This is a genomic window from Mycobacterium sp. (assembly GCF_049280035.1).
In the GTDB taxonomy this organism is placed as follows: domain Bacteria; phylum Actinomycetota; class Actinomycetes; order Mycobacteriales; family Mycobacteriaceae; genus Mycobacterium.
In genome coordinates this window covers 1-6033 of the sequence record NZ_JBAPPI010000118.1, presented here as the reverse complement: position 1 = coordinate 6033, position 6033 = coordinate 1, and the positions used below count along the sequence as shown (strand labels likewise).

Genomic DNA, 6033 nt, shown 5'->3' with positions numbered 1-6033 from the left:
GACCAGATCTGGTGGGTCGGCGGCCAGACTGATGGCCGCTTCGTCGACCGCGACCCGGCCTTCGCTATCGGTCGGCAGCGTCCGGCGGGCGAAGCCGTGCGCCGCCATGAGGGCCAGGTTGGGTCCGTATTCGCCGGGAAGACAAGCCAACCTGCGACGGCCGGTCGGCCAACTGGCCAGCAGCAGGTCCAGCGCATGCAACGACCCGGTGGTGAACACCACCTCTGCGTCGGGCATACTGGCGAGCGCGACGACGGCGGCGCGTCCGGCGTCGAGAACAGGTTTGGCCGCCTCAGCCGCGACATATCCGCCAACCTCGGCCTCGTGCCGCGCGTGCCTGGCGGCGGCGTCGAGCACCGCGAAGCTCTGCCGCGAGCAGGCCGCGCTGTCCAGGTGTAACCCGGCGACCGGCGGTCGGGCTGCCCGCCAGGCGTCGGCCAAACTTCGGCTCACTTGATTGCCAGCGACAACCCGAAATCGCCGGCGTCATCGGTCCACCACCGGGTAGGTCGCAGCCCCGCCCGGGCCAGTTCGTCGGCCACCGCGTCGGCCCGGAACTTGCAGGACACTTCGGTGAGTATCGCTTCGCCGGCGGCGAATTCGACGGTCAGGTCCAGCGCAGCGATGCACACCCGCTGCGCGCTCTCGGCGCGCAGCCACATCTCCATCCGCTCTTCTTCGCTGTTCCAGCGGGCCACGTGCCGGTAGGCGTCGACGTCGAAGTCGCCGTCGAGTTCCCTGTTGATGACGGCCAGGACATTGCGGTTGAACTGCGCTGTCACGCCCGCGGCGTCGTCATAGGCCGAGACGAGCCGAGCCGCGTCCTTGACCAGGTCCGTGCCCAGCAGCAGGCCGTCACCCGGCCGCATGACCGCGGCCAACGCCGCCAGGAACTCCGCCCGCGGGTCCGAGGTGAGGTTGCCGATCGTCGAGCCCAAGAACACGAACAGCCGCCGCCCGCCGTCGGGGATTTCCGACAGATGCTCTTCGAAATCGCCGCAAACAGCGGCGATTTCGATATCGGGATACTCGCGCTGGATGGCCGTCGCGGCGGCTGACAGCATGCTCGCGTCGACGTCGAACGGCACGAACCTGCGCAGCGCACCGCCGTCGTGCAGCGCCTTCAACAGAGTCCGGGTCTTCTCCGACGTACCGCTGCCCAGCTCGACCAGGGTGTCCGCGCCGGTGGCCGAGGCGATCTCTGCAGACCGGGCCCGCAAGATCTCCGCCTCGGCACGTGTCGGGTAATACTCGGGCAGCCGGGTGATCTGGTCAAACAGGTCGCTGCCTACCGAGTCATAAAACCACTTGGGCGGCAACGATTTCGGAGTGCTCCCAAGACCGTCGAGCACGTCACGGCGCAGCGCCTGATATGCGGAGTCCTCCGCCAGGTGGTTGCACAGCGATAGCGTCATCAAGGTCCCTTCGTGTGTTCCAGTGCGGTCAATGTGACGCCGCCGGCGGTGACCTCGACGAGGTGGCGGTCCGGTACGTCTTCCCAGCCGGGCTGTTCGTCATACGGCTCGCTGGCCAATACCAGCCCGTCATCCCGACGCAACATCGACAGGGTGTCTCCCCAAGTCGTGGCAAGGATCCGAGAACCGTTGGCCGCCATAATGTTCAGCCGAGCGTTTGGGTCGGCGGTGCCCACCTCCACGATCGTCTCGCCCAATGCGTCGAGACCCCGATTGAAGATCGTGGCAGCGAGAATTGCGCTGTCACAGACCGATTCAGCCCCTACACAGGTCGACAGCACGCTACGGTCGACAATCCCGTTGTGCGACAACAGCCACTGCCCATCGGTGAACGGGGCGGTCGCGCTGGCTTCGATCGGCATGCCGACGGTCGCCGAGCGCACGGCCGCCACCACGCAGTGGCTGCGCAGCGCCGGCGCGACGGAACCGAACGAGACGTCTCCCCACAGCGGTGCGACGCTGCGCCAGCGCCGTGGCGTCGCACCGTCGAAAAACCCGACGCCCCAACCATCGGCGTTCAACAGGCAATACTTTTGCCGGCGTGGAGCATACGACTGCACCCGAAGACCATGCGGCGGGTCGAGCATCAACGAGGAGACCGAGACTTCCCGTCCCAGCCAGCCGAGGTGTCGGCACATCAGACGGGGCCCTCGGCTTGGTCATCCTCAACGGACCACGCCAACCGGACACCGGAGAAGATCTGCCGCCGATACGGGTGATCCCAGTTACGGAAGCTGGGTCGCAGGATGGCCGACTCCACCGCCCATGACCCGCCGCGCAGCACCCGATAGTCCCCGCCGAAGAACGGCTGGGAGTAGCCCTGGTAAATCATCGGGGTGAAGCCCGGCCACGGTTGCAGCGCCGAGCTGGTCCACTCCCAGACGTCGCCGAGCATCTGCTCGACTCCATAAGCCGACGCGCCGGCCGGGTAGGCGCCGGCGTGCGCCGGGCGCAGTGCCTCACCGCCGAGGTTGGCCCGGGTAGCCGACGGCTGCTCGGCGCCCCACGGATAGCGGTGCCGCGCAGCGATTTTCGGATCCCACGCGCACGCCTTCTCCCATTCGGTTTCGGTGGGCAACCGGGCGCCGGCCCACGCGGCGTAGGCCTCGGCCTCGAAGTAGCTGACGTGCTGAACCAACTCGTCGGGGGGGATGTCCTCGACGCGACCAAACCGGGCACGTGTCTGCCCGTCGGGCGCCCAGAACTGCGGCACGGTCAGTCCGGCACGTTGGCGGTGCTCCCAGCCGCGAGCTGACCACCACCGCGGCTGGGTGTAGCCACCGTCGTCGACGAACTGCCGCCATTCACCGTTGGTGACTGGAACTCGTCCGATGCGAAATGCCGGGACATCGACGACGTGGGCGGGGCGTTCGTTATCCAGCGAGAACGGTTCGGCTGTCCCGTCGACGCCCAGGACGAACGGACCACCCGGCACCAACACCGACGTCCCGGCGACTCGCGGCCGGCCCGGCGGCCGCGTGCACATGTCCGGCAGCAGCGGCGGACCGCTGCGCAGATTCAGAGCCTGCAGCATCGTTTCGTCGTGCTGGTTCTCGTGGCTGACCACCATCCCGAATGGGAAGGTCCGGCCCGGCTCGTCGGGCAGCGCATCGAGGGCATCCAGCGCTGCCGATCGCACGGTCCGGCAGTACGTCCGCGCCTGGTCCGGAGACAGCAGCGGCAGGTCGACGCGACTGGCCCGGGTGTGCACGAAGGCGTCGTAGAGGTGCTCGACCGCGCGCGGCAGCATCCCCGGCCGATCCGGGTCACCGCCGCGCAGCAGCCACAGCTCTTCCTGCTGACCGATGTGCGCCAAATCCCACACCAACGGGCTCATCAGCGGGTCGTACTGGCGGCGAAGTTCGGCGTCGCCGAAGTCGACCAGACGCAGGGTCCGTTCCCGCGCTCGGCTCAGATCGCGCACCAGTGCTTCGCTTGGAGTCACGTCTCCCCTAGCGCTCGCTTGCTGACCGTCGCCTCGATGCCGTTGGCGATCACCTGGTCGGAAAACTCGTCGGCGGGACAGCGGCCCCGTTCGACCGCGGCGACCAGCTGCTGCATTGCCTCGGTAAGCCCGGGCGGCACGCGCTCGGCGGCGACGGCCACCAGCCGGTTGGCCGCGGCGTAGAGCCGCCGGTCGGTGAGCCCGACCCGGGCAGCGATGTCCCAGGCGGTCGCGACGGGTTCGACGGCTTCCGCAGCGATATCGGCGGCAACCGGGTCGTCGAGCAGGGTCACCAACGTGAACACCACCGCCGGCCAGACGGCATCGGGGACACTGTCCAGATAACGGATTTCCAGCCACTGCCGTGGACGAACCGGCGGGAACAGAGTGGTCAGGTGGTATTCCAGGTCGTAGGACGTCGGCCGGCGACCGCCGAGCAACTCGCGGCCGTCGGCCCAGTCCGCGAAGGGCAGGTAATGCATCACCGGCACAGGCTCGGGGCTGTGTACCAACATCACCGGCGCTTTCAGGGCATAGCGCGCCCAGTCTGTACCAGGGTCGTCGCCGCTGGCGGTCAGGATGGGTCCACACCGCGCCGAATCGAGCTGACTCCACACCCGCTGGCGGGTGGATCGCCAGCCGGAGAAGTTGCCGCCCAGCAGTGGCGAGTTCGCGGCGATCGCGATCAAGGTGGGCCCTAGGGCGTGGGCCAGCCGGACCCGGTCCGCCCAGCCGGCTGCCGGGCCGGCGTCGAGATTCACCTGAACCGACGCCGTCGACGTCATCATCGCCGCGCCCGCCACACCGGTGTGGCTGGCCTTGAAGAACTGCTCCATCGCGCGGTAGCGCGCGCCCGGGTTGATGCGCTGGGCCGGCCGCAGCGGATCCGCGCCCAGCAACACCAGTCCCAGACCGGCGCCGGCGAAAGCCGTTCGCAGCACGGCCTGGTCGGTGATCATCGCCTCGATCGCTGGCAGCACGCCCTGCACCGGCGGACCGGACAATTCGACAGCACCGCCGGGTTCGACGGTGACCACGCTGCCGCCCGGCATTGCCGGAAGCGACTTCAGGACGTCGGTTATTTCATCCCAGGTCGGTCTGCGGTGCGGGTCGGTTGGGTCGAAGCAATGCGCCTCGACCTCCAGACCGACCCGCCCCAACGGACCGTCGGACAGGCAGCTGTCGGTGATGTACTGCGCGGCGGCCGATGAACTGACCAGCTCGTCTGCGGGGCGCGCGTGATCCTGCTGCGTCGCGACGGCAAACGCCATATTCCGATCCCTTCGGGCCCAGGCCACCGGTCCCGAGCGATCGAGCCCGCTGGTTGCGCGCAACTACCGAACGATAGCCACAAGCTCCTATCTTCCAGACGGCACCGACATATTCCCTCAGGTCACGCCGAAACGGCTACAGTTATTGACCCAGCGCGTTCTGCATGGCGCCGGCCAGCACGTTTACCGCGGGACCGCCGTTACCAGACTGACAGACCTTCGCTTGCAGCAGCACGTTTTCCCTCAGCCGGGTCTGGCTGAAACATCGACGGTCGGTGCCGGCTTCCTGCTTGGTCCATGCCGCATCGGCGGGCCCGGGCGGTCCGCCGTCAAACGACCACACTTGCGTGCTTCCGTTGTCCAGATGCATCGCTGTGGTCTGACCGGAGCAGCCGACCGTGCGGTCCACGACGCGGTGAAACGCCGCGCTGGCGGCATCACCGGTCGCGAAGACGCCGACCGCTTGTTTGACGAAGTGAGTCTGGTCGGTCGGTGAGGTCTGCGTGCTGGCGCCGTTGAACGATGCCAGGTCGGGGTCGTTGTAGACCTCCGGCAACCCGATGTCGGCCCAGTTGTTGCACACCGGGTTGTCGACGAAGTACGACTGGACCGGCTGGGTGAACACCGATTCGTCCCGCATCGGGCCGCCGACGATGTTGCCCACCGAGCCCTTACCCAGGACCGCGTAGCTGACCACGCCCGGGGCTGAAGGCACGGCCGCCGCGGCGGGGGCCATCAATACCGCCGCGACACCGCCGACCGCCACGCCGATCGTCATCGCCTTGGCGACTTCGATGGTCATGGATCTCGATCATGCCAACTGGGCCACCCAAACAAAAGCCAACGGTGCTCGCCGCTGCGGTTCTGGCTCACGTCGGCGATGACGCTCCGCGTCGAATATGGCTGCGCCGCAGATACTTTGGCTGAGGCTAGGGCGTGGCAGGCGCGGGGGGCGGACCGCCGTGACCAGCGCCATGGCCGCCGGGTCCGCCCGGACCCATGCCCGGTCCGAAGGGCCCTGGCATCATCGGCGGACCGCCGGGCCAGCCGGGGCCCATGCCGGGTGGAAATGGTCCTGGGAAGAACATCCCACCGGGGGGCGGACCTTCGGGACCGCCGGGACCAAACATCCCGTGGTGATAGCGGAACGGGTGCTCATGCCCGGCGACTGCCGCGCCGGTGAAGAAGATAACCGCCACGACGAAAACAATGCCCGCGACGATCACCACCCACGCCGCAGCCTGGTAGAGCCGCGAAGGCTTCGCTACGTACGGCGGCGACGGAGGCGGGCCGGGGGGTGGCGGCTGGATCTGGTGCTCGGGTGCTTGGGTCATCTCTCGAT

At 68.0% G+C, this 6033-nt stretch carries 6 protein-coding genes and 1 pseudogene; all 7 read right to left on the bottom strand.

Translation table 11 applies throughout. The features are described 5' to 3' along the window. Positions 1-453 (bottom strand): annotated as a pseudogene (locus WAN71_RS03930) (ergothioneine biosynthesis PLP-dependent enzyme EgtE); the annotation flags it as partial. After that, on the bottom strand, positions 450-1415 hold the full coding sequence (egtD, locus tag WAN71_RS03925) for an L-histidine N(alpha)-methyltransferase (protein ID WP_422224074.1): 966 nt from the start codon (positions 1413-1415) through the stop codon (positions 450-452). The pseudogene WAN71_RS03930 and the gene egtD, both read right to left, overlap by 4 nt. Continuing rightward, positions 1415-2113, bottom strand: a complete 699-nt coding sequence (gene egtC / locus WAN71_RS03920; RefSeq protein ID WP_422224073.1) for an ergothioneine biosynthesis protein EgtC — start codon at positions 2111-2113, stop codon at positions 1415-1417. Before egtC ends, egtD begins: the two co-directional genes overlap by 1 nt. Continuing rightward, a complete protein-coding gene (gene egtB / locus WAN71_RS03915; protein ID WP_422224072.1) occupies positions 2113-3420 on the bottom strand; it encodes an ergothioneine biosynthesis protein EgtB in 1308 nt (435 codons plus the stop codon). The genes egtC and egtB overlap by 1 nt, the downstream gene beginning before the upstream one ends. Further along, positions 3417-4691 carry an ergothioneine biosynthesis glutamate--cysteine ligase EgtA gene (egtA, locus tag WAN71_RS03910; protein WP_422224071.1) on the bottom strand — a complete coding sequence of 425 codons (1275 nt, stop codon included), beginning with the start codon at positions 4689-4691 and terminating at the stop codon, positions 3417-3419. The genes egtB and egtA overlap by 4 nt, the downstream gene beginning before the upstream one ends. A 142-nt stretch (positions 4692-4833) precedes the next feature. Further along, complete coding sequence (locus WAN71_RS03905; RefSeq protein ID WP_422224076.1) at positions 4834-5469, bottom strand: sensor domain-containing protein; 636 nt, start codon at positions 5467-5469, stop codon at positions 4834-4836. 151 nt (positions 5470-5620) lie between these two features. Then, the gene (locus WAN71_RS03900) at positions 5621-6025 is read right to left on the bottom strand and encodes a hypothetical protein (protein WP_422224075.1); all 405 of its coding nucleotides are present in this window, start codon (positions 6023-6025) and stop codon (positions 5621-5623) included. Positions 6026-6033: the final 8 nt, after the last annotated feature.

Coding starts and splice junctions, on each gene's coding strand:
- egtC (WP_422224073.1), bottom strand. CDS start 2,113: ATGTGCCGACACCTCGGCTGGCTGGGACGGGAAGTCTCGGTCTCCTCG.
- WAN71_RS03900 (WP_422224075.1), bottom strand. CDS start 6,025: ATGACCCAAGCACCCGAGCACCAGATCCAGCCGCCACCCCCCGGCCCG.
- egtA (WP_422224071.1), bottom strand. CDS start 4,691: ATGGCGTTTGCCGTCGCGACGCAGCAGGATCACGCGCGCCCCGCAGAC.
- egtD (WP_422224074.1), bottom strand. CDS start 1,415: ATGACGCTATCGCTGTGCAACCACCTGGCGGAGGACTCCGCATATCAG.
- WAN71_RS03905 (WP_422224076.1), bottom strand. CDS start 5,469: ATGACGATCGGCGTGGCGGTCGGCGGTGTCGCGGCGGTATTGATGGCC.